We start from the raw sequence: 23,244 nt of genomic DNA, 5'->3' as shown, positions 1-23,244 counted from the left end.
ACGCTCCTGGTTAGTTTCGTTTAACAGTAATGGTTCCTAAAACGGAATGTCGTCATCAAAATCCATAACCGGCTCTTGTGGGTTTACCTTCGGAGCCTGTTGCTGATTGTTCTGCTGGAAACTACCCTGGTTTTGCTGGTAGCCACCTTGCTGACCGGATTGTTGCTGGCTATAACCGCCTTGATTCTGTTGATAACCGCCTTGTTGCATGGCCGGTTGTTGCGCTGGCTGCTGGTTGAATCCGCCCTGGCTCTGGCTAAACCCACCGCCTTGACCTGCACCCTGGCCTGCGCCACGAGCATCAAGCATCTGCATTTCGTTCGCACGAATTTCCGTCGTGTATTGATCCTGGCCCTGCTGGTTCTGCCACTTACGAGTCTGCAAGCGACCTTCAACGTAGACTTTCGAACCCTTCTTCAGGTATTCGCCGGCAATTTCCGCCAGTCGGTTATTAAAAACGACGCGATGCCACTCGGTGATCTCTTTCTGTTCACCGGTTTGTTTATCTTTCCAGCTTTCAGAGGTTGCGATAGTTACATTACAAACCGCGCCACCACTTGGAAAAAAACGAACTTCAGGGTCTTGCCCCAAATTACCCACAATAATTACTTTATTTACACCACGACTGGCCATGAGAAAAATCCTGTACTCTATAAACTTATGATAATAACTCGCCGTTAAGGAGTGTGTACGAGCTACGTTCGCTGTGTTCTTCGTGCGCATAAATCACAAAGAAGAAAATCAGTTTATCACTCGTTACTGAGATTCTAAAGCAAAATTCTTCGCCTTTAAATAAGCAATGTTATCTGCTGGCAAATGGAATTAATGAAATACCTTCGAGCCTGATCTGAGCGATAAAAAACCGCCTTATCATCACCACAAAACTATCGAATATTTTCAGTCAGTTAAAAAAGCCACGCTAGTGCGTGGCTTTAATTTAATGGCTCAGATATTCTCTGAAATTATTGCTCAAAGAAAAATGGCTGGCGTTCATTTTTATGATTGCCAATCTCATTCATGCTATTGGCATCGTATAAACGACCATTAATCATCACCTGTTCAACCTTATCCGATTGGCGAATATCTTTACTGACATCGCCATCGACGACAATGATGTCGGCAAGTTTGCCTGCGGTTAACGAGCCTAACTGTTTATCCAGTCCTAGATGCTTCGCCGGGTCTATGGTTGCGGTGCGGATTGCCTGCAACGGGCTCATACCCCCCTGCGCCATCATCCACATTTCCCAGTGAGCACCCAGGCCTTCACGCTGACCGTGAGCGCCAATACCTACCAGCACGCCCATATCCTGCATTTCCTTTGCCACCTGCGCTACGCTAATGTGATTATAGTGATGCTCCGGCGCAGTGGTGCGACGCATTGAGCGCGGTGCCAATACATCCATAGGCACATATTTGCTCAATAGTGGATGCTTCCAGACTTCGGTTTTATCATACCAGTAGTGCTCACCAGAGATACCACCATAGGCGACCACTAGCGTCGGTACATAGGCCGTATCGGAGGCTTTCCAGAACTGGCGAATATCATCATAGATTTTCGCGGTCGAAATGGAATGTTCCAGTGATGTGTGGCCGTCGGCTACCATGGTCAGGTTATGCTGTAATAATGAACCACCTTCCGGTACCACCATGACGCCCAATTCACGACCCGCCTGAATAATCTGCTGACGCTGATTACGACGTGGTTGGTTATAGGACTTCACACTAAATGCGCCAACGGATTTCAGGCGTTCAACCTGGAACCGGGCATCGTCAAGACTGTCGACATGAGACGTGTAACCAGGCGCAGAGGCACCGTAAAGAATACTACCGGTTGAAAAAATCCGCGGTGCCACAATTTGTCCGGTTTTCTGCAACTCACTGGCAGCAAAAATTTCGGTGGTATCGTTTGACGGATCGTGAATCGTAGTCACACCCAATGCCAGGGTGGCATAGTTTTTCCAGTTTTGCTGAGGAATGATCTCATTACTGCCTTGCGGGCCGTGCGCGTGCGCATCAATTAATCCCGGCATAACGGTTTTGCCTGTGGTATCGATGACCTCTGCGGATTCAGGGATGCTAACCTGCTCTTTAGAACCAACTGCTTTGATATGATTGCCTTCAACCAGGACCACACCATTACTGATCACTTCATCGCCTTCCATGGTGACCACAGTGCCCCCAACAAAGGCAATCATCCCTTCAGGAGCATCGGCTTTTTTCTCAAAACCAATGGCGGTGATTCTTGCTTCAACCGAATCTTCTTTATCCGCGCCTTCGGCTTTAATATCAAACATACCCGCTAACGAGGCCTGATATAAGTTTGGCCCCAGGCTCCAGTAGATTTCATTGCTGTCGCTATTAAAGCTAATATTCTCACCAGCACGAGCAGAAAGTTTGTGAACCGGGATATTGGTTGCCGATGGACCGATGTTAATCACATCGCCACGCTCAACCAGCGGAGTCACGAATACTTTAAAGCGCTCGGCAAACGCCAGGTACTGGCCATCCGGTGATACCCGAAACTCGGTTGCGTATTTACCGGCATACAAGGTTTTTTCATTGTTGCCGTCCAAATCAATGCGCGCCAATTCCGGCATTTCACCGTGGCGTTGCAGGTAAATACGATCATTTCGGTCGGCAAACTGCGGCTGAATACCATTGTCGGTGACCATCTTCGGTTCACCACCTTTAGTCGAAACACGATAAACCCCAGGCTCTAAGCTATGCGCTGGCGGGGTGATATAGCCGCCTTTGGCCTTACGATAGACCACCGTCTTACCATCTGGAGAAAATACTGGCTCAATGTATTTACCCGGCTCATCGAGCAGGTCTTTACCACGACCACTGCGTGCCGAGACCACACGGATGTTACCCTGCTTTTGATCGTTCCAGGTGGCAAATACAATTTGTTTACCATCGCGGGAAAAACTTGGGTTTAATTCAAAATGACTGGTTTGTTTAGTTAATCGTTTCGGCTTGCCATCTGGCAGCGAACGAACATACACATGGCCAAGGGCTTCGAACACAACCTTGCTACCATCTGGTGAAATTTCTACATCGCGCAGCATTTTCACATCGATATTCTCAACATCAATGTCTTGTTCGAAGCGGACGGTTTCCTGCATCTGCTTTTCAGTTTTTACATGGAAATCGATGACACTGGTTTTTTTACTGGCAAGGTCCAGCTTATTGATTTTGCCACCCGCCCAGAAAATGATCTCATCGTTATCTGGTGTCCAGGCCATGGTCGGGTACACGCCATGAATCGCCCAGGTTTCCTGCATATCACGATCCAGCTTGTCATAAACGGCAGTTTTCTCGCCAGTTTCTAAATCATAAATAAACAGCGTGCTCTGAAAATCTACCCGGCTGATATAGGCCAGCTTCTTGCCATCAGGCGATGGCGTCGGACGAATAGCACCGCCGCGACCGGATAAAATGACTTCAATCTCACCCGTCTCGCGATCCAGGCGCTTAATGGTATAAATGCCTTTCTCACTGTCTTTTGAATAGTGGAAGGTCTTTCCCGGAGTCGCATCCTGGGAAAAATAGACATAACGACCGTCTGGAGAGAATGCTGGCTCACCCAGATCTTTTTGCTGGTTAGGTCGTTCCGTCAGCATCATGCCACTACCACCGGTTTTGTGGTACATCCACACTTCGCCGGCACCTAATGAACGAGAGCCGGTAAAGTGCTTACGTCCTACCAGGTAATTGCCATCCGGACTCCAGGCAGGAGAATTGACCAGGCGGAAGGTTTCTTTCGTTACCGCAACGGGATTAGAGCCGTCCGCTTCCATCACCCAGAGGTTATCACCGCCGCCCTGATCTGAGGTAAAAGCGATATATTTGCCATCCGGAGAAAAGCGTGGCTGCATTTGCCAGGCAATATCGGTCATTAATGCTTTTGCTTCACCGCCACTTACTGGCATCGTATAAATATCGCCAAGCAGGTCAAACACCAGGGTTTTACCATCCGGGCTGATATCAACATTCATCCAGGTGCCTTCGGTTACATCAATGGCAACCGATTTAAATTCGCCCATGGGTTCATTCACCGACCACTCAGTGGTGGCTTTTTCGGTGGATTCAGAGGCCGCTTTCTCGGTGGTGAAAGCATGGCTTTGCGATGCAAAAAGTAAAGAAAGACTCGCCGCAAGTAATGACGGTTTCCATCCTCGATATGACATATTGCCTACCTTGTTATGTTCTTAACATGTTGTTGAATAAGTTTTGTTATGGCAATAAACCATAAAGCGGATCGCGAGTAAAGAAAGGTGTTCGCTTTAGCGGCGGATTTGCGACCAACATATTGATCTCAGGGTCGTACGACCGACAAAAAAATAAGGCATGCCATCACAAAGAATGACATGCCTTGACGTGCCCCAGGCAATCCTTGCCGGGTTATACTTTAAAAACAACTATGATGGATAATTCAGGGGTCAACCAGCATAGAAAAAGAGAGCTAACTCAATAGTTAGCTCTTCCGTTTTGACTTACTTAACGCCTCTACCGTCACAACCGTTAGTCATCAGGTAATCGTGAGCCGCTTTTGCCTGCACCAGACCATGACCATATTTGTAGTCATAACCTTCATCACCCAAGTCCTTGGCTGACGCGCTAAGGGCATTACGTATCTCAAAGTTATTACACTGTGGGAAGTGGCTCCATACTAATGCTGCAACACCTGCAACGTGCGGTGACGCCATTGACGTACCATCGGCGGTAGCGTAATAACCTCCAGGGTAAGTTGAAACGACGCCAACACCTGGTGCCGCGACTTCAACTTGTGAAGTACGTTGTGAGAAGTCCGCGTGCATTGTGTTTTCATCAATTGCCGCTACCGATACTACAGAGTCGTACGATGCCGGGAAGCTATGAGTAGCATTACCATCATTACCGGCGGCAGCTACAGCAACAATACCTGCGCGCTCAAGGCGACGGAATGCACGCTCTTCAACTTTGGTTGAAAACGCTCCACCAAGACTCATGTTGATAACTTTTGAGCCCGCATCGGCACAATCGTTTACTGCTCCAGCCAGATCCGATGCATATACAAAGTTGCCCGCATCATTAAATACGCGCGCGATGTGCAACTCTGGCTCAGTTGAACCTGAACCTAGAACACCAGTCAGACCACCATTGTGATCAAGCGCGGCAATGGTGCCTGCAACGTGTGTACCGTGACCATTCCCGTCTTCGTACCAAGGGCCTGCACCTTCACTGTCACCATCTACATCTATGCTCGGTAGCTCGGGATGTTGTAAATCATAACCAGTGTCAACCACACATACCTTAATACCACCCATATAGCTAAGTTGGTCTGCTTGAACCATAGGCAGGCCGTATGGGACATAGTCTTCAAAGTTAGCTGCCGTCGTATCCATGGTCGGTATTACATAACGCTTTGCGTCAAACTCAGCCGATTTCATCGCCTTGTTATTTTTCACCTGTTCGAACATATCGGCGTTAATAAGCGCAGCAAACGAATCATCATTATCTAATTCAAGTTTGATTTGACCACCGGCAGCCTGAACAGCTGCAATTAACGCATCTTTATTGCCTTTGTTATATTCAAAGACAACTCGAACATTGCGATCTTTATTGGCATCGACGTTATCTAGCAACTCAGCATTTGCTGAAAACGCAGTCGCGACTAATACAGCGATTATACTTTTCTTATGCATCTGTATTCTCCTTATTCTGAATCTTCGGTTTTTGCAGGACAGCTATGAGACTGGATATTGCCATTCATGGTACCGTGGTTGATATAGCCAGCGTAAGGACCATCAACCAGGTTCATTGCAGTAACAACACCGTTGAATCTGCCATTACCTTCACCGGTATCGAAGAAACAAGCAAAGCCAACCCCTTCGCCAGGTGCTTCAGGATTATTCGACGTGTACGTGAACTGAGCTTCATATTGGTCTTCACAATGACATGCAATACCGTTTTCAGCCTGCTCTTCTAAGCCTGGAATTGTACAGTAGCCAAAATCATCGAGTTTTGCTTTTAGAGCTACACCGCCCATATCTTCAAAATCAATGGCTGATTCATCTCTGTAAATTACATTGCCTTTTGCATTTTCACCATCGCATCGTTCAGCGTTGAAAGTGAATACTGCTTTTTTGTCACCGCCGGCAGAATCGATTGTGCCACCCCCGGTCATTTTATGTTCACCGACAAGGCTACACCCTGTGGAAACCGTTCCCATTAAAACAGCTAATGCAACTAGCTTTAGATTTTTCTGGACCATTACGTCCCCCTGTATCGTTATTATTGTTAACAAATGTCTTTCCCGAGCTTAACTAGCAAACCAGGAAAGAAGTTCCTCTACCAATGACAGTGACATTAATTTTTGCAGTGTTCGTATTGAGGTTTGCGAGGTTGGAAATTTGAGTACAAACAACGATTCGACAGAAACTCTTCGAGATAAACTGATAACAATTTATCTTTCACTTACAAACGCTTACCCGATTAAATCAAGGTCACCTTCTTAGTGAGCAAACTCAGTCTAGTGCTTTAACGGTGTGCATAAAATAGGGTAAATGACCTAGGTATCGCACGAAAAAAATAGATCATTTGACGTAGTTACAAACCTGTAAATTTGATACGTAAATAAAAACTTACGTCTTGCCAGAACTTCAGCTGTTTCGATGCCATGACGCCACTAGCGGAAGAAATATGTGTCAGGAAGTAAATATGTAAAGAGTGAGTGGATAATGGCGGAGACTTTATTAATCAGCGTGTAATGTCGCGAACTGCTTATACTTAATGGCCGCCTGAGAGCGATTTTCGACACCCTGGTGCTTAAAGAATGCTGATGCATGCACCCGGACCGTTTGCTCCAATGTGTCCAGTTTCCTGGCGATAGCTTTATCGGCGGATTTGCGACCAACATATTGATCTCAGGGTCGTACGACCGACAAAAAAATAAGGCATGCCATCACAAAGAATGACATGCCTTGACGTGCCCCAGGCAATCCTTGCCGGGTTATACTTTAAAAACAACTATATTGGGAAACACTGGGAGTTACCCCAAATGTAAAATAAGAGCTAACCGACACAGGCCAGCTCCCATGTTACGACTTACTTAACGCCTCTACCGTCACAACCGTTAGTCGTCAGGTAATCGTAAGCAGCTTTTGCCTGCACCAGTCCATGACCAGTTTTGTAGTCACGGCCTTCATCACCTAAGTCTTTCGCAGATGCAGTAAGTGCATTACGAATCTCGTAGTTGTTACATTGTGGGAAATGACTCCATACCAGTGCCGCAACACCCGCTACGTGAGGCGATGCCATTGACGTACCTGACATATAAACGTAACCAGGACCAGCTTCTTCACCGATGACATTGCCATTTTCATCATAAACGCCGACTTTAGGATAAGTAGATACTACATCAACACCCGGTGCTGCAATTTCAACTTTTGCCGTGCGTTGTGAAAAATCTGCCCATTCTTCGTTAAGGTCAACCGCCGCAACAGACATTACTGAATCGTATGATGCAGGGTAATTGTGAGTTGCCGCTTGATCGTTACCGGCAGCTGCCACAGATAAAATACCCATACGCTCGATACGATCGAATGCGCGCTGTTCTACTTTCGTTTCAAAAGCACTACCTAAACTCATGTTGATAACATCAGCACCCGCGTCGGCACAGTCATAAGCAGCACCTGCGATATCTGATGCATACACCCAACCACCAGCGTCGTTAAATACGCGAACAATGTGAAGTGATGCTTCATCTGAACCTAATACACCCGTGATACCACCGTTACCATCAACCGCGGCGATAGTACCGGCTACGTGTGTGCCGTGGCCATGGCCGTCTTGATACCAAGGGCCTGCACCCTCAGAAGTTCCATCAACATCCATACTTGGTAAATCAGGGTGAGCTTGGTAGTAACCTGTATCCATGATACAGACTTTTTTACCGCCCATATTTGGAATTTGGTTGGCTTGAACCATAGGAATGCCATAAGGTGCAATATCGTCAAAGCCGTCAACATTAGAATAATATTCTGAAACTGGAATGACCTTACGTTGCGCATCGACTTCAATGGATTTTACCGCATTGCTATTTTTGATTTCATTAAAAGCGTCGTAGCTAACCATCGCAGAAAATGCGTTGTCTTGGTCTAATTCAACCTTGATGTCACCGCCAGCCGCTTTAACCGCTTGCATTAACTTGGCTTTGTTGCCTTGGCTATATTCAAATACTAAACGGACATCTTGAGCGTTAGCTTGAGCAGCAAATGCGCCCGTGATCATTAGTGAGATAAATGATTTCTTCAACATTTGACTTCTCCTTATTCTTCTGCGTCGTTTTTAGTGCTTGGGCAAGAGTGCTCTTGAACATTACCGCTCACTGTGCCTGCATTTAAGTACGTTTGATAAGGACCAGAGTCCATTGCTAATAACGTAACAACGCCATGAAAGTTACCTTTACCTTCGCCTGTATCAAAGAAGCAAGCTTTACCTGTACCTTCACCTGGAGCTGCAGGGTTAGTTGAAGAATACGTGAAATGCGCTTCGTATTGGTTTTCACAAGTACATGCGTCTGGGCCACCAAGTCCGTCAGGATCCATGGTTAATTCACAGAAACCCACGTTAGTGATGTCGGCTGTTAATTTCACGCCTCCGACGTCTTCAAAGTCGATCGCTGATCTGTCGTGAAAGTTCATTTGACCGGAAACTTCTTCGTCACATTTTTCTGCTTTAAAGGTTAATACCGCTTTTTCTGCACCACCGGCAGAGTTCATTGTTCCACCACCAGTGAATTTACCTTCACCGACTAAAGTACAGCCAGTAGACAATGTCCCAATAATCAGTGCTAGTGTGCACAGCTTAATATTTTTCTGGACCATTACGTCCCCCTATATCGTTATTGTTGTATACAAATATCTTTCCCGAGCTAAATCAGCTACGCAGGAACGATGTCCTTCTACCAAATACAGCGACATTGCTTATTCCAGTGTTCGTATTGAGATTTGCGACGTTAGAATTGAGTAAAAAACAACGATTCGACAGAAACTCTTCGAGATAAACTGATAACAATTTAACTCACTCTTACGAACGCTAACCTGATTAAATCAAGGTCGCTTTCTTAGTTGAGTAAACTCAGTCTAGTGCTTTAAAGATGCACAGAAAATAGGGCACATGACCTAGAAAACGAACGAATTTTATAGGTCATATGACGTAGATAAAAACCTGTAAATCTGCGGCGTAAACAAAATAATACGACTTGTAAAGATTGCCGTTGTCGCGTTGCCACAACCAGACGCAATAAGTGGTGAGAAGCAAGACAGGTAAAGCTTGAAGGAATCAGTGTCGGAAATAGAGAACGCTAGAGAGTGAATGGATAATAAAACCATTTCATTAATATAGAATGACTATATCAATGAAATCTATGTTGTAACTGAACCTCTGACCTAACTTTGAGTTGTGTACAAACTTAGTGTCATTGGTATAACGGAGGCTTTAGGAATCGGCGTGTAATGTTCCGAACTGCTTATACTTAATGGCCGCCTGAGTGCGATTTTCGACACCCAGTTGCTTAAAGATTGCTGATGCATGGACCCGGACCGTTTTCTCCGATACATCCAGTTTCCTGGCGATCGCTTTATTACTCAGGCCATCTGCCATCAACACCAGAACCTTTTGCTGACTGGCTGTTAAAGAGGGAAACAGGTCGGTTTCAGGGGCGTCCTGATTGATGCTGTTAATATTTTTCATATCTGCAAAAACGGACTGGGATATCAGCTTGAGTAGCACCGAATCCGCTTCGGTTTTTGAGATAAAATCCACAACTCCCTGCGCCAGGCAATGTTGCCTGCTGGCAAAATCATCGTGGCCGCTAACCACAATGACCGGCAGCGATGCATAGTGCTCGGTAATGTAATCTACCCCCTGCATGCCTTCACAACCCGGCATAGCCAGATCGAGGATTAGAAGATCCAGAGACGCTTCCTGTTGTTCAAGAATACGAAACAGTTGTTGATAATTACTGGCACTTGCAAAAATTACCTCTGGCCAGATTCGTTTTATTTTTTCCTGCATGGCGAAAATAAACAACGGATGGTCATCGGCAATTACAATATGTGCACTGGTCATTTTTCGATACCTCTGAGCAACAGTCTTTCCAGTTTTTTTAATTTTATCGGTTTGGCCAGAAAATAAACCTTGTCCAAATCCAGGGTTCGATTCCGTGACTTTAGATCGCCGGAAATATAAATTATCGACCCCTTACTTACTAATTGACGCTGATAATCGGCCAGATAATCAATGCCATCTTTACCGTCACCGAGATCGACATCGGAAATGATTACCTGGTAGTCTTGCCTGCCACCGTCGAAAAATGCTTGTGCCGAACTAAATGGCTCTGGATGATAGCCCTTAGCGGCAAGGGTCTCACTAAGCCATTGCAGTTGTTGCGGGTCATCTTCGATGATGGCAACAGTCACATGATGCGATTTCAATGACAGGCTTTCACGGCGCAAATCAACAGCACGAGGAACAGTCATGGTAAATGTAGCGCCCTGCCCTCTTGCCTGGTGATAGCTGACGCTAATATTGAGCAGTTCGGCGATTTTGGCGACGATCGACAATCCTAACCCGCTGCCAGTATAGGCATCGGTGCCGCGTAAAAATGCCCGGGGCCATTGTTGGCGAACCGGTTCTGGCAGCCCTGGCCCGGTATCACGAATACTAATCATGCAGTTACCATCGCAACGTGTCACTGCAATGCTTACTTTACCACCTGTGGGAGTATTTTTTATGGCATTATCGATTAGGTTATTCAACATTCTCGACAACAAATGAATATCCGTTAGCACATGCTCAATATCTGCATTTGCTTTTTCCAGTTCGATGTTTTTTCTGGCGCTGGCCGCAACGAACAGTTCTAGTGATGCGTCGATCAGCTGATTCACATCACAGGTTTTAAACACCGGCTTGATAACTCCAACATCGAGCTTTGACAGCTGGACGATATCATCAGTCAGGTGATCAAGATTTTCAACAATATCGGCCAATTTAGTCTCAGCCGGCTGCACAGAGTCTGCCGATGGTTTAGCGCCTGTAACTTTTAACTTCAACAGACTGACCAGGTTACGAAGATCGTGGCTGGCGCCGGTAATAAAGCGGGCTTTTTCCTGCTGTTCCTGAATGCTATCCTGCTGTTTTTGTTCCAGTTCCCGGGTCCGTTGTGTTATCTCTGATTGTAGTTCCTTAGTGTAATTTTCCTGTAAGGTGCGTTGCTGTTCCAATAATGCTAAACGCTCCAGTTTAGAACTGACAATTTGCCTGAAAATCCATAACACGAGAACAATTAACAGTAATGCATACACAAATAACGCCATTGGTTGTTGCCAGACAGGAGGGCTGATAATAAACGGATAGGTTAAGGTATCGGTTAGGGTACCATCAAACAACCTGGCTCTGACCTGGAGTTGATAGTTGCCTGGTGATAGCGACGACAAACGGACTGTGGTGTCATCCTGAGCTATCCAGCTGCCCTCATTCTCAGCCAACCGGTATTCGATCGTCGCACGCGCTGGGACCGGTAAAAAACTAATGGCGGTATGAAAACTGAGTTGCCTGGGTAGCACAAACTCATTTTCACTGGCGTCCATAGCAAACGAATTTCCGTCCTGATAGGTGGCCACCCATTGCAGTTGTGGTGATTGCTTACTCGCTATAGGCTGGTGAAAAATCGTGACTCCGCGAAAGCCGAGGTTGACGGTGTGCTTATTTATCTGAGTACAACCAAAATGGATACTTTCACGATGACTCAGGCCATCGAATATGGTCAGGTTTTGTTGAAAGTTAAACTGCGAACCTAAAATGCTTACCCCTCGTTGGGTTGATAGCAGCCATTGCTCATCAACGTATGGGGCCAGGCACATTGCGACTCGGTTTAATAACCGGGCATTGCCAGAAATCGGTTCATGCTGCCACTGTCCTTGAGTTCGTTGCAGCTGCCACAGGCCATTGCCGATGGTTAACAGCATGAGGCGGCCGTCAACCTCCTTCAGGCCCGATAACATGATATCTTCAGCCATCGTTTGCCAGGTTTGCGGTGGCTTGGTTGCAGAAAAAGGGGTTATCAGCAAGCCATCATCGAAGGTCGCGATAAACAGTTGCTGTTGGTGTACCAACACATTAAAAGCCAGATCGGTTGGCAACGCTTCTTGCCAGACGAGCTTGTATTGGTCATCGATTGGCTTGAGTAACAACAGCTCCTCTGGGAACAATAACAATCGATGACCATTTGCCAGGTCCCGGATATCCATTAACATCTGCGGGTTTCCTGCTAACCCGGGAATGCTATCGGTTAGTTTTTGCCAGCCGTTGTAGGTAACCTGTAATGTGCCTGAACGGTATGAATTGAGGAAAACACCATTTTTTGTGCTGATAAAATATACCGGTTCGAAATTTTCTGGATAGGCAAGGCGTTTTAGCAGCTGCAACTGGCCATTGTGTTCAGAAAAATAGAGAAGCTGCTCAGCGCCTGCAATTACCAATACTTCCTGGCCACCGCTTTTTACCTTGGCGACCCCAAGCATTTCTTGTTCAAACAGGGCGTCAAGATCCGGGTAACTCGATATGCTGTTATAGTTTGCCGACAGGTAGAACACCCCGCCCATGGTCCCCACCAGGAGGTCATTATTTTCACTAAACAACAACTGGTGATGAAAGGGACGTTTCTGAAATAAGTCACTACGGTTATCGGATTTGATTAACCTTACGGTGGCCCGGCTTTGATCGATAACAAACAAGCCATTGGTGCTCAATGCATAGAGTTCAGTTTCGTTACTTATCACTTTGCCAATCGTCACCGATCGCTGGTTGTCATCGATAAAGCTGATCACCTGGCAACCTTTGTTATTACACTGATATACCCGCGAGGACAAGGTCACCAACCACAGGGATTGCTGGCTATCGACAGTAAAGTTAATTACCGTTTCTGACTCAGGAGGCGCGGCAAAGTGAGGGGTTTGAACAAAGGTTTTCGGGTCAATCCAGGAAAAACCGTGATCCAGATATGCAAGTATCCGATCGCCACTGCGAATGATATTTTTCACCGCACCGATACGTTTTGGGTATTGGCGGATATGCAACGTTTGCGTATGTAACAGGAAAATTTTGCCATCTAGCAAGAACGCCATATGCTCCCGGTCCCAGCGAAGCAGGTTTTTTAACGACGTCCATTCGCCTAACTGTGGCGTGATATCGGTCACCGTCATATCGACGATATTAATGCGCTCGAGACTTTTATTAGTCACCACCCACAATCCGTCATGGTAATCCGCTGCCAATTCATTGATATAACCACTTTTGAGTGTTTTTTCGGCCTGCCCGGCAGTAAAGACCACAACGTTATTGGCATCGACCAGGTTGACGCCATCCTGGGTTGCAACCCAGAGGCGATGAAACCGATCAAACTCAAGGTCCTGAACGGAATTTGACGATAAGCCATTTTGTACGGTCAGGGAGGTAGCGGTAATGTGATGTTGTTGCTCAGCCTTGATAATAAGGGGGGTGACCGACGATTCTGCAGAGACGACGGAGCCGAGTCCACCATAGAATATGGTGATACAGCTCAGCATCATCGTAAATTTATGAAAAAACGCTCCCATACGGCAAGTACTAGGCAGACATCATTGATGAAATTTACGCCAGACTAACACAAACGGCAGGTAAAATGGTTGAACCAGTGACAATTTCAATGAAAACAGCAAACGAGGCTAAGAATTGTAGCCCCAACGCGGCATGATGGTTTGCTCAATCCCTAAATGATCAAGCATTCTGCCAACCATAAAATCGATCAAATCTTCGATGGATTTCGGGTTATGGTAAAAACCGGGAGCCGCCGGCATAATGGTTACCCCCATTTGCGACAAGGTATGCATGTTAGCAAGATGAATGGTCGAAAATGGCGTTTCCCGCGGCACCAGGATTAACTGCCCCCGCTCTTTGATAACCACATCAGCTGCACGCTCGATTAGGTTATCACTCATCCCCTGGCTAATTGCCGCAAGCGTGCCTGTGCTGCAGGGACATACAATCATTTGTTTGGGAGCAGCGGAGCCGGAGGCGACCGGGGAAAACCACTGGTCTTTTCCAAATACCTGAATTTGCCCGTCAGCGCAGGCAAAGTGGTTTACCAGGTAGTCACTGGCTTTTTCCGGATTTGCTGGCAGCTTAACACCGATTTCGGTATCAAATACTACCCGGGCAGCGGAAGACACCAGAACGTATACCTGATATTCGGCATACAATAAGCACTCTAATAACCGCATGGCATAAGCACTGCCGGACGCACCGGTTATAGCTAACGTGATCTTGCCTTTAAATTCAGCCAAGCGAGATTCCTTTTAGGTTAATTGTTCCAGGGTTTTTAAAAGCTTAGTATGAAAGCCGGAAAAGCCGCCATTGCTCATCACCACGATATGATCGCCACTTTCAGCGTAATCACTAACCGCTCGCAGTAATTCGTCAATATCAGAATGGGCACTGGCAGGTTTTGTTATCTGTTCACAAACATCATCAACAGACCATGCAAACGATGAGTCTTTAAAAATAAACACCCGGTCTGCTTCAGTGAATGCCTGTGCCAGCGTATCTTTGTGAATACCGGCTTTCATGGTATTAGATCGCGGTTCAAGTACGGCAATAAGGCGTTTATTACCAATATGACTGCGCAGCGCAGTTAAGGTATTGCTGATTGCCGTCGGATGATGAGCGAAGTCATCATATACGTGGATGTCATTTGGCGTACCCAGTAATTCCTGGCGCCGTTTGGTATTGACAAAACTTGCCAGTGCTTCACAGGATACGGCTACCGGAACCCCCGCATGACGCGCCGCGCCAATCGCCATCAAGGCATTATCAATATTGAAATCGCCCATTAATGACCAGTGCACTTCGCCTTGTTTTTCACCATCAAAAATGACTTCGAAGGCACTGCCATCAACATTAATTTTATTGGCCTGCCAACCTTGAGGGCTACGACTGAATTCGGTCCTGGTCCAAAGCCCCTGATTAAGCGTCTCGGTAATATAGGTTTCATTATCCGGTGCCAGAATCAGGCCGTTGCCGGGTACCATGCGAATTAAGTGATGGAACTGGCGCTGAATATCCTTGATCGAATCAAAGATATCCGCATGGTCGAATTCCAGATTATTGATCAATAAGGTGTGCGGCCGATAGTGGACAAACTTGGAGCGCTTATCAAAAAATGCGGTGTCATATTCATCCGCCTCAATGACAAAAAACGGTGCATTGCCTAATCGTGCCGAAGTCTGAAAATTTTGCGGCACACCGCCAATCAGAAAGCCTGGGGTCAGTTTGGCGTATTCCAGTATCCAGGCCAACATACTACTGGTTGTGGTTTTGCCATGGGTTCCGGATACCGCCAATACCCAGCGCTGATTCAGCACATTATCCAACAACCATTGTGGACCTGAGGTGTAGGGAATATTACGCTCGAGAACATATTCAACCATGGGGTTACCCCGGGACATGGCATTGCCAACAATGACCAAATCTGGCTCATCCGATAAATGCTCAGGCAGATACCCGGATTTCAGTTCAATTCCCAGTTCCTGTAACTGGGTGCTCATTGGCGGGTACACATTGGCATCAGAGCCCGATACCCTAAACCCCAGCTCTTTAGCGATGGCGGCGATACCTCCCATAAAGGTACCGCACACGCCTAAAATATGAATATGTTTGCTCATTAACGCGACATCTAATTAGAGTTAGTAACTTCCGATCGGTGATCCCGGCGGTAATTTCACCTTCGCTTCCGGGGTGATCACCTTTCCTTGCTGCAGACTATACGCGATCTGACCAGCAAGCAAGTGATACTGGCCAGCAAGTCGGTCGTTGGCGGCTCGGTTGGCATTAATCGTCAGCCATTCCTGCAACGCCACCAGATGCTGGTGCAAATCGGCCCGTACTTCTGCGACCAACTCAGCCTGATGATACAGGCTTAACATATTATCCAGGGTTTGCTGGCTAACTCGCTGTTGTATCAGGAATTGCATTCCTGATGCCGCACCGGCTTTGATCGTTTTCGTCGTTACCTGACTCAGTAACTGAGCTACCGACGGAATCGTGTTATCGCGTGCGTGATGCTGTTGTAACCGCGCCAGGCGTTGCGAATCTAATAATAAGCTGATGGTATGATTAGCACTCGCCTGCGCAGCAGATACCGGATCAAAGGCCAGCCCCGCTTTGGCAGGAAAACTTTCGCGGGTGCGATAATAGCCATAGGCCTTCGGCGGGATTAACGTCAGAACCGATTCCGGCAAGGTCAGGAACTTAGGTTCTAAAGTCAGCAACAGGGCATTGATCGCCTGTTGTTGCTTATTGGCAGCAATTAATTTTACCGGCGATCTATCTTCACCTTTAACCGCATACTGATAATCAAGACCGGCGATAAGCTTCACCGCCGCTTCCACCTGATAGCGATGGAAGTTATAAATTGGCACTAAGGTATTTTCCAGTTCTGAGAATGGCGTCCCGGCAGGAATACTGTTAATACCAAAGCTTTCCAAGGCTTTTCGCCGAACCTTAGTGACACGAGCCAGCTCTTTCACCGGATCACTACCGTTATCCCATAAATGCCCATGAGCATCTGCACCAGAGCGAGGCCTTGCATCCGGATCGGACATATATTTCAGTCCCTTGTCTTTTGCGCTTTGGATAACGTTTGCCAGCGACTCCGACTCGTTCGCGTAAATACCATAGGCATAAGCAATGACATGTTTATCCCATTCACCAAGACCCACACCATACGCTTGGGACAAATCGATATTGCCATTGTCATCGATGGTCACATAGGGATGCGGATAGTCCATCACTGAGGCACGATTGTTAACACTGGCAGAAAAATTATGCGCGATGCCTAGCGTGTGCCCCACTTCATGGGCAGACAGCTGGCGAATTCGTGCCAATGCCATTTCCTTCATCGCTGAGGTATCGCTATCTTGCTCACCATTGAATGGTGAAGTAAGGCCAAGCGCTATCAGATAATCCTGACGAACCCGAAGCGAGCCGAGAGTAACATGGCCTTTTAAAATTTCACCGGTACGAGGGTCGATCACCGATGCCCCATAAGACCAGCCACGGGTGGCACGATGCACCCATTGAATAACGTTGTAGCGAACGTCCATGGGATCCGCATCCTCAGGTAAGATTTTTACCTGGAACGCATTGATAAAACCAAGTTCTTCAAACGCCTGGTCCCACCACATCGCGCCTTCTATCAAGGCGCTTTTAACCGGTTCAGGCACGCCTGGATCGAGATAATAGACAATAGGCTCCACCGGTTCACTGCGCTCAGCCTGGGGATTTTTCTTCACCAGGCGGTGACGTGGGATCAGGCGTTTAACAATATTGTTCTCAATAGCGCTGGCGTAATCGGAATATTCGACTGACCACATTCCTGAAAATGGATGGAACGTTCGTGTTTGATAATCATTATCGGGCAGTCGAATCAACGAGTGGTGCAGGTTTACCGACACCACATCGGCATTTGGACTAACGGATTGCAAGTAGTCGCCGGTACCCTGACCGGTAAAGGTTACAATGGCCTCAAGCTCAGTATTATCAACAAAGGCTTTGCTACGTTTTTTAAAAACCGCACTGCGGCTTTTATCGACACTAAAGCTGCCTTGTTTACGTTGTTTAAGCGTGTCGCCGAGGTTGTGAACATCGGAGAGTAAAAAATCGGTGTAGTCGATGACGACGGTTTGGTTATCGGAACTGGCGATTGAGAATCCCTGCAGGATTGAGGTTGCAAACGCTTCAGATACCGCCTGGCGCTCCATCGCATTGCTGCTATCAGCACGATAATCGGTATTTAATTGCCTGAGAAAAACTTTATTACCGTGTTTTTCAAACTGTACCAGTCGTGTCTCGCCCAACTGGCCACGATCAAGACCAATATCATTAGAACCAACACCATGTGGCAGGCTGGTTTGAAACAAAAACGGTTGCTCAAATTGGTCAATTTGTAAATAAACCTTGCCGGAGTTTTCATCAAGATAGAAAGGGATGAAACCGTCAACACGTTGTTTGTCTTTGGCAAATTCTGCCAATGTCACAGCGTTGACCTGCGGAGTTAATGCAACCAACAGAAATATAAGGATTTTATAAATGCGCATGATGGCCCTTTATCGTTATTATCTGGCCACCAATATAACCTAATTACTGACTCACAGTGAACTTAATAATTTCATGCCTTCTTTGGGATTGCGGTAATTTCGCATAGTGATTAGCAGCGAACTTTTGTACAATTAATATTCTTAGAAACTCAAAACTAAAAACAATCAGGCAAAAGTTATGCAACGTCTCGCTCCGGCACTTCGCCAAGACAACGTCCCTCTAGACTTAATTTCACTAATCAAAACGATATTAGCGGCCACCAAGGAAATTTCTTTTCGTGTCGGTCAGGGTCATTTGAGTGAAGTCATGGGCTCCACACTGGATGAGAACATTCAGGGGGAAGTTCAGAAACAACTGGACGTAGTCGCCAACCAGTTACTCAAAGACATCCTGTTAGAGTCCGGTTTTGTTAAAGCCATTTCCTCTGAAGAAGAAGATACTTCTGTCGCTGGTAACATTAACGGTAAATATATCGTTTCGTTTGATCCTCTCGATGGTAGTTCCAACATCGAAATCAATTCATTGATTGGCACGATATTTTCGATCATGGAAGCCCCGGAAGGGATGGATGCCAGTGATCCGGATTTATTTAAACAACCTGGCCATAAGCAGGTTTGTGCCGGCTATGTGTTATACGGTCCAAGTACCACCCTGGCAATGACCACAGGACAAGGCACGCATTTTTACACGTTGGATAAAACTCATGGCAGTTACATGCTAACTGAGCGTAATATCCAGGTTCCCAAAGAAACCAGTGAGTTTGCCATTAACATGTCAAACCACCGCTTTTGGCAGGCGCCGATGGCTGCCTACATTGATGATTTGTTGCGCGGCAAGGAAGGGCCACGTGGCCGTAATTTTAATATGCGTTGGAACGGCGCTATGGTTGGCGATGTACACCGAATTCTGACCCGAGGTGGTTTTTTCAGTTACCCGGTTGATAATAAAGATCCGGCTAAACCCGCCAAATTACGATTAATGTATGAAGCAAATCCTATGAGCTTCCTGATTGAACAGGCCGGTGGCCTGAGCGTAACCAGTCAGGGACGGATTATGGACATCGAACCTGAAGACATTCATCAACGGGTTGAAGTGATCCTTGGTTCCAGTGATGAAGTCGAGCAGTGCCTGAGCTATTACTCTGGCAATTAGCAGCGAATTTTCCCTTTTCAAAACCGGCTTTTGCCGGTTTTTTTTCGTCTGCTAAATGCTATTCCTACTCGCAAAAACTCCAGCCTGAACCATACTAATAGTTTCTCAACCCATTGCTATAACAGACTATTTAACTCAAATAATGTCAACTGGTTAAGGTGTTTGACGTGCAAGGCCAAATAAACAGAAAAAAGATATTCATAGCCTGTAGCCTGGCGTTATTTTTATCCGTCGTTGCCTCCCCATGTAGCAGTGCCAATTCTGAACCATTAACTAGGTTCTCAAAACTATTACAACAGCAACAAGAGCCCCCTGAAGAAACGCCGGTCGAGGAGAACGAAGAGCAAGTTGAAAAACCCGATAGCATCCTTCCTGAACTTGATAGTGTTGCAGACGTTGAAAGCAATCCTAAGGGTGAGTTAGAAAAATTTGAACAGGAGTTTGCTGAACTTAAAATAAGAGTCGACAGCCTTACCAGAAGCCCTAATGATTACAAAGAGTTTTATTTTCGCTTAAGGCCTGTAATCGAATCCAAAGTGGCTCGCTTTAAACGTGATTTACTCTCGGATAAAACCGATCTGAGCCTGTTTGCCCAGATTAACAATGATGAGTATTTTCAGCATTTATTTAAACAGGCTATTGAAGTGAAAAACCTGTTTTACCTGCGTGAAAAAGTATTTAACGAAGCACCTCCTGAATTCGTTGCCTTACATACCGGCACTAGGCTTGATGGCATCAAAGAAGCAAGATTAGAACTCAGTTATATCCAACTCGAGTTACTTATTATTGCTAAAGCAACATACGACAGATTTGTTGAAATACCAAGGCGATTTGAACTGGCGCCCCTGGATCTTATTATCACAATGATAAAGCTGTTGTTGCTTATCCTTGTTTTTTATCTTTGGCGCTCCTGGGCAAAGGAAGGGTTTCCTGCATGGCGCCGCAGAATTCTCAGTGCCAAGCCAGTCACCAGTGGACGCAGTAAATACGCGCGCTTCATCTGGTATATCGATAAAACCCGTACTCCACTGGAGTGGCTGATTTTTATCAATATTCTTCTCGCTTCTCTGGATATCCTGCAAATCCCGATTACCAAAGCCACGATTTCTACCGTGGCATTCTGGGTGTGTATTACGATTTTTACTTTCAGGCTGTTAGAGAAAATGATCGAACGTGGCCAGCAGGGTCTGCTTAAAGGAATTAGTCCAGCTCAATCGCGTTCGATTAAACTATTGATCTGGTGGTTTGGTCTATTCATGATGATAGACTCGCTATTGAGCCTGTATATCGGCGAAGTCACTATATTTGCCTGGCTCTCGCGACTTTTTTTCGTGCTTTTTATCCCCGTATATTATTACCTGATCAGAAAGTGGCGCGAAGATGCGTTTCAATTTGTTGCTCAGGAACGAGATGCTCCTGAGTGGATTCAGCGAATCCATAAACAACAATCCGGGATTAAAGGCTTTATCAGTGCCAATGTCTGTGTCCTCTATTCCATATACATGGGCATTGTACATATGTTTCTGCAATTGATTTCAAAGGCAGAAACTGGACGACGTTTTACCACTGAGATATACCGAAAAAAATTCATCGCCGACAACAAAGAAGTCATTGAGGAATATAACCGGTTACCGGAGATTGACCAGCAATTGAAGGAACAGATTATAGCCGGTGATCAACAAGGCGTTGACAGTGTCCATGCCGATCACATTCAACGCATTAAGCAGATGCTGGAACGTAGTGATTTAAGTCATGTTTCCATTGTTGGCGAGCGAGGTATCGGCAAAACGTTTCTGCTCGATTCATTATCCGAGCTGACAACCAATCACTTGCGACTTGATTGCAAACCCAGCTTCAAAAACCTTCTCTTTGATTTGGCTCAGCAACTTAACATTAAAATTAACCATTCAATGATGTCGCACATTGGAAATGCCATCATTGAAAGAAATATACAGCTCATTTTGATTGATAATTGTCATTTGCTGCTATCACCACAGGCTAATGGTCAAAAACAGTTACGGCGACTATGTTCCTGGGTAAATGAGTTATCCGGCAAGTGCCTGTGCGTAATGACATTTAACAGTAGCTCCTGGCCACTGGTGAAAGCACTGGGCCTGGCCCCAGAGCATAATACCACCTCGATAAAGCTCGGTGCCTGGACGCAATCGCAAATCGAGGCGCTGCTAGAGCATCGCTGCGCCCGTCACCAGCTCGCCCCGGATTTTTCCCGACTTGTTATTCCTCGTCAACTTCTCGATAAAGACGACGAAACACCGGAACAGCGTATTAAATCTGGTGTGTACAGAATTATCTGGGGTTATGCTGATGGTAATCCGGCGATTAGCTGTCGCTTACTTGCCGATTCCCTCGCCCTCGATGGTGACAAAGTTGTGGTGAAATTACCTGATTACCCGGATACCACCATGATGGAGCGTTATGAAATAACGACGCTGTTATTATTACGGGTGATATGTCAGTTTGACGACATATCCTTAAGCGATATTAAAGGAAACCTCTGCTATCGAAATTTTGCGGTAAAAAGTGCTTTGGCCAGGTGCCAGGCCCAAGGCATGGTTGATTTTGTTAACGACCATTACTCGATTAGCTGGCTCTGGTATCGCTCTGTATCCCGTTATCTTTCCCGTCAAAACTTACTGATTCGGTGAAGCTATGATGCGCCCCCTGATATCTCTTATCGTGTTTTTAACTCTACTTATGGCTGCACCAGGGTATGCTCAGGAATCGTCTCAGGAACTACAGGTTATTACCACCCTTGCGGATGTAATAAGGCCGGCAGGTTTATTCTTTTCATTTATTTTAATCATCGTCGTCTGGATTTTTCTGAATGTTATAAAAAAAATCGTAACCGAACTTACTGACGTTTTTGCTGAACGAAGACTACTGTTTCAAAAAATTCTATTGTTTGTTCAGTTCATTATCTACTTCGCAACATTCGCAACAGCAATATTACTCAGTTTTGATATTAGTAAAGAACTACTGGCAATCATGGGCGGTACACTTGCTGTTGCCATTGGCTTTGCAATGAAAGACCTGGCCGCTTCGATTGTTGCCGGTATCACAATTATGTTCGACAGACCATTCCAGGTTGGTGACAGGGTTAGATTTGGCGGCGAGTACGGCGATGTTATCAATATCGGATTACGTTCGGTAAAACTACAGACACTTAATGATGACGTAGTCACCATCCCCAATAATGTATTTCTCAGCGACATTACAGCATCCGGTAATTATGGCGAACTGGATATGCAGATTCAGATCGAGTTCTTTGTCGATCCTCATCAAGACTTGGTTAAAGCAGAAAAGATCATTCGCGAAAATGCCGCGTTGAGTAAGTTCATTTATTTAAACAAACCCATCGTCGTTAATATCTCGCAAGTGATCATGGAAAACTTTATTGCTTATCAGTTAACCCTGAAACTCTATGTACTCGACACTCGTTACGAAAAAAACCTGCAAACCGATATAACCCTGAGAGTTAAAGAACAGTTTGAACTGCACGGCATTAAACTGCCGAGTCTGCAGATAAGCAATGAGCGGTTGCGGGTGTCATAACTGGATAAAGGGTGAGGACTGCGTCGCTGAGGACGTTGTCGGTTATGACCATGGATGGTCGGTATGCAGAAAATGCAGGAGCAATTTTCTGTGACGACCATGTCGGCGAGGACTGCGTCGAAACATATGGTTCGCTATTGGCTTTACTGAGATATCCTGTCGTTGCAGGATATGACGGTTAAAGGTGTTCTCAGTAAACAATGATTGGCTACATTGAGTAAAAAACAGAATTAATTGAATTTTTTCTTTTACGACGGAGTCTTCAGCGACAACGTCCTCACCGAAAGAAATACCTTTCTTTCCTCACCGACGTAGTCTCCCGCAAACGCAAAAAGCCCG

Annotated in this window: 14 protein-coding genes; 3 read left to right on the top strand and 11 right to left on the bottom strand. The window is 46.0% G+C overall.

Translation table 11 applies throughout. The features are described 5' to 3' along the window. Positions 1-36: 36 nt before the first annotated feature. From ssb to E8M12_RS00020, 11 genes are all read right to left on the bottom strand, one after another. Positions 37-633, bottom strand: a complete 597-nt coding sequence (gene ssb, locus E8M12_RS00075; protein ID WP_136734028.1) for a single-stranded DNA-binding protein — start codon at positions 631-633, stop codon at positions 37-39. 329 nt (positions 634-962) lie between these two features. After that, positions 963-4,190, bottom strand: a complete 3,228-nt coding sequence (locus E8M12_RS00070; protein WP_136734027.1) for an amidohydrolase family protein — start codon at positions 4,188-4,190, stop codon at positions 963-965. Positions 4,191-4,496: 306 nt separating this feature from the next. Next, positions 4,497-5,687: a S8 family peptidase gene (locus E8M12_RS00065; RefSeq protein WP_136734026.1), complete on the bottom strand. Its 1,191-nt coding sequence runs from the start codon at positions 5,685-5,687 to the stop codon at positions 4,497-4,499. An 11-nt stretch (positions 5,688-5,698) separates the two neighbouring features. Continuing rightward, positions 5,699-6,256 (bottom strand): hypothetical protein, encoded by a 558-nt coding sequence (locus E8M12_RS00060; RefSeq protein ID WP_136734025.1) that lies wholly within the window; start codon positions 6,254-6,256, stop codon positions 5,699-5,701. A gap of 833 nt (positions 6,257-7,089) precedes the next feature. Then, a complete protein-coding gene (locus E8M12_RS00050) occupies positions 7,090-8,301 on the bottom strand; it encodes a S8 family peptidase (protein ID WP_136734024.1) in 1,212 nt (403 codons plus the stop codon). Between the two features lie 11 nt (positions 8,302-8,312). Next, positions 8,313-8,870: a hypothetical protein gene (locus tag E8M12_RS00045; RefSeq protein WP_136734023.1), complete on the bottom strand. Its 558-nt coding sequence runs from the start codon at positions 8,868-8,870 to the stop codon at positions 8,313-8,315. Positions 8,871-9,483: 613 nt separating this feature from the next. Continuing rightward, positions 9,484-10,116, bottom strand: a complete 633-nt coding sequence (locus tag E8M12_RS00040) for a response regulator transcription factor (protein ID WP_136734022.1) — start codon at positions 10,114-10,116, stop codon at positions 9,484-9,486. Then, positions 10,113-13,643, bottom strand: a complete 3,531-nt coding sequence (locus tag E8M12_RS00035) for an ATP-binding protein (protein ID WP_136734021.1) — start codon at positions 13,641-13,643, stop codon at positions 10,113-10,115. Before E8M12_RS00035 ends, E8M12_RS00040 begins: the two co-directional genes overlap by 4 nt. 108 nt (positions 13,644-13,751) lie before the next feature. Continuing rightward, the gene (locus E8M12_RS00030; protein ID WP_246033967.1) at positions 13,752-14,306 is read right to left on the bottom strand and encodes a flavin prenyltransferase UbiX; all 555 of its coding nucleotides are present in this window, start codon (positions 14,304-14,306) and stop codon (positions 13,752-13,754) included. A 75-nt stretch (positions 14,307-14,381) separates the two neighbouring features. After that, on the bottom strand, positions 14,382-15,746 hold the full coding sequence (mpl, locus tag E8M12_RS00025; RefSeq protein WP_136734019.1) for a UDP-N-acetylmuramate:L-alanyl-gamma-D-glutamyl-meso-diaminopimelate ligase: 1,365 nt from the start codon (positions 15,744-15,746) through the stop codon (positions 14,382-14,384). Positions 15,747-15,767: 21 nt separating this feature from the next. Then, entirely contained in the window at positions 15,768-18,179 is a 2,412-nt protein-coding gene (locus E8M12_RS00020) for a zinc-dependent metalloprotease (RefSeq protein WP_136734018.1), read from the bottom strand. Positions 18,180-18,357: 178 nt separating this feature from the next. On the opposite strand from E8M12_RS00020, the gene E8M12_RS00015 reads away from it, so the two are divergent. From E8M12_RS00015 to E8M12_RS00005, 3 genes are all read left to right on the top strand, one after another. Further along, complete coding sequence (locus tag E8M12_RS00015; RefSeq protein WP_136734017.1) at positions 18,358-19,332, top strand: class 1 fructose-bisphosphatase; 975 nt, start codon at positions 18,358-18,360, stop codon at positions 19,330-19,332. A gap of 167 nt (positions 19,333-19,499) precedes the next feature. Further along, positions 19,500-21,998, top strand: a complete 2,499-nt coding sequence (locus E8M12_RS00010; protein WP_136734016.1) for an AAA family ATPase — start codon at positions 19,500-19,502, stop codon at positions 21,996-21,998. Positions 21,999-22,002: 4 nt separating this feature from the next. Then, positions 22,003-22,905 (top strand): mechanosensitive ion channel family protein, encoded by a 903-nt coding sequence (locus tag E8M12_RS00005; RefSeq protein WP_136734015.1) that lies wholly within the window; start codon positions 22,003-22,005, stop codon positions 22,903-22,905. The last annotated feature ends 339 nt before the right edge of the window (positions 22,906-23,244 follow it).

It is taken from the genome of Thalassotalea mangrovi (assembly GCF_005116735.1).
Classification (GTDB): domain Bacteria; phylum Pseudomonadota; class Gammaproteobacteria; order Enterobacterales; family Alteromonadaceae; genus Thalassotalea_A; species Thalassotalea_A mangrovi.
This window is presented reverse-complemented; position numbering and strand designations above follow the sequence as displayed.